2 protein-coding genes are annotated in these 2335 nt (G+C 46.9%); one reads left to right on the top strand and one right to left on the bottom strand.

Features of this window, described 5'->3' with window-relative positions; genetic code table 11:
- Positions 1-684 precede the first annotated feature (684 nt).
- A complete protein-coding gene (sdhC, locus tag PA6_RS23245) occupies positions 685-1059 on the bottom strand; it encodes a succinate dehydrogenase, cytochrome b556 subunit (protein WP_005005993.1) in 375 nt (124 codons plus the stop codon).
- 730 nt (positions 1060-1789) lie between these two features.
- On the opposite strand from sdhC, the gene PA6_RS22140 reads away from it, so the two are divergent.
- On the top strand, positions 1790-2308 hold the full coding sequence (locus PA6_RS22140; protein WP_003464991.1) for a YkgB family protein: 519 nt from the start codon (positions 1790-1792) through the stop codon (positions 2306-2308).
- Positions 2309-2335 lie beyond the last annotated feature (27 nt).

Genomic DNA, 2335 nt, shown 5'->3' with positions numbered 1-2335 from the left:
AAGCGATGACTAACACCAATGACGCCACCCTTCCGACACATTCTATTCTTGAGGAATGCACAGCGATGGCTGTCGTCAACGCTCTGAAGATTATTCTGAAGAACAGCTACGCGATCTACCTTAAGACAAAAAATGCCACTCGGGCGCATCCCGCCCCTACTTCAGGGACTTTCACTTGCTTCTCGCTCTGTCACTCACAGCATCGGCACGCCCATGACGCATGGTATCCAGGCCTCATAATTTTCCCATATAACCTTCTTGTCTTTTGCGCACCCAGAAAGACTCGAGGCTTTAACTGGACAGATGAGCCCTCGAGGGTAGTGTTCACCTGATTGGCTTTCTCATATCTGATGTTGATTCGCACAGTGTGCCAACCAGGTGATAGTTTCAAAAAACCTGCGCTTCAGAGCGAATTAGACGATCTTCGATAAGAGCGATCCGCCTCAAAATCCAAAACATCTAACATTGTCCTAGAGCCATATTTGTACCTAGTACTATGGCGCTCCCATTAACACATTTGATGATGCACAGAAAACTTAGCTCATGATAGCTTTCAGCTAACAGCTATTCGGAAGCCCGAAAGGATTCAACCGTTTAAGCGTGAACCGTCGATTATAAATACTTTCGTAAGTTAGCTTTAAAGGACGCTTTTAGTCCTTGTAAATACGCATTACGACTCCACAGCTACCAAATCCATACGGCGCCAGCAACCATTAAAACACCCGACACTACTAAAACAATAGTAGAGGCGCGATTGCTGCCTTTCAAAGTATGACCAACACCCACATCCATAACTAGGTGTCGAATTCCGGCTACGAGATGATAAATAAATGAAGAGTATACCAACCAGAAACTAACTTTGCCGAAAGGTGAAGAAAAAATCTCCTTGACTTCATTAAAACCCTTTTCTGACTCCAACGATTTGCTCAGCATATACAGTATCAGTCCCAGAAAAATAAAGAGCATAATTCCTGAAATCCGGTGCAGAATCGATGTAAGCGCCGTGAGAGGAAGCTGAATGGTTCGAATATCAAGATTAACCGGCCGCTTTTTATTCATTTTGACTCCAGTCAACAATTCTAGTGGGGGATTTTAGTTTTCGATCTCATTCATCATAGCAGCTGTAACTAAGGCTGGCGGCGACAATAATGGAGATATTCGGGGCTTACGTTGCATTTTGAGGTCGCAAGTGCATGTGCGTAAATTGAAGCAAATTGCAAGGTTATGCCCAATAGGTAGCTAGCTTATTAATTTAACAAAAGTGACGTGTGTCGTTCTGCAGGGCATGCTGTTCCCCAACCCTGGAAAACCTATCCTCTTTAACACGTCAAAGTCGATTGATAGGCTTGCTGCAACAGCTATCTGCCCGGTTGAAGTCGAAGATCGATGTATCTGTAGGGTTTGGAAATAAATGCGGGCGCCCACCGCACTCACGGCTCAGTTACCATTCTTTGTGCATCGCGGCCGCGCGGCTAGTTGGTAGCTGTTCTAAGCCTAGTCAGTGCCGCCCTTCGCCCCAAGCCCCATAGTCAGATTTGAGAAATGACAGTAGGCGATGCCGCAACGCGCTTCATCGACCTATGTAAAACGACTCCTTTATCGAAATAGTGCACTCATCGCTCTCCACGGCGATCCCTTCATCGCGAATTGCACCGCCCAAGACGATCTGCACTGAAATCAATACTTTCTGATGCCTCTTGATTAGAGATGCCAGCCATAATCATCTCATCGCCAACGCATACGGCGTTCGGCAGCCAACACACTCTCACTCACTACTGGAAGCTCAGACATGAAAACCATAGGCATTGAAAACTCGAAGTCCAGCGTACAGGCCCACTTAACGCTTGGAACCAAAACTATGGGGCTAGGTATCTATGGCGCGTACTTGGCTCTCGCTATTATTTACTTCTGGTTCGGCGGCATGAAATTTACCCACTACGAGGCCGAGGGCCTGGTTCCACTGGTGAGCAACAGCCCGCTTTTGGGATGGGTGTATAGCATTTTTTCGGTCGACATGTTCTCCAGCCTGCTCGGCATACTAGAGATTTCGATCGGCACTCTGATCGCAGGCCGCATGCTGTCGCCCAAACTATCCGTGGTAGGAGGCGCTCTGTCTGCAGGCCTGTTCTTCACAACCCTTAGCTTTATGTTTTCCACTCCGGGCGTCATTGAGCCTAGTTTAGGGTTTCCGGCGATTTCCGTTGCGCCAGGTCAGTTTCTGCTTAAAGACTTAGGGTTGCTTGCTGTTTCGATATTTGTGGCAGGCCATTCGCTGGTTGAACTGGAAAAACGTAAAATTAATGCATAATTTTTTCAATGGCTTAAGGCAGTAATG

This window comes from Aquipseudomonas alcaligenes NBRC 14159 (assembly GCF_000467105.1).
Lineage (GTDB): Bacteria > Pseudomonadota > Gammaproteobacteria > Pseudomonadales > Pseudomonadaceae > Aquipseudomonas > Aquipseudomonas alcaligenes.
Note: the sequence above shows the minus strand (reverse complement) of the source record. Positions and strands in the feature narration are given on the sequence as shown.

Bases quoted from the DNA above. Each gene is read 5' to 3' on its own strand.
- sdhC (WP_005005993.1), bottom strand. From the start codon at position 1,059: ATGAATAAAAAGCGGCCGGTTAATCTTGATATTCGAACCATTCAGCTT.
- PA6_RS22140 (WP_003464991.1), top strand. From the start codon at position 1,790: ATGAAAACCATAGGCATTGAAAACTCGAAGTCCAGCGTACAGGCCCAC.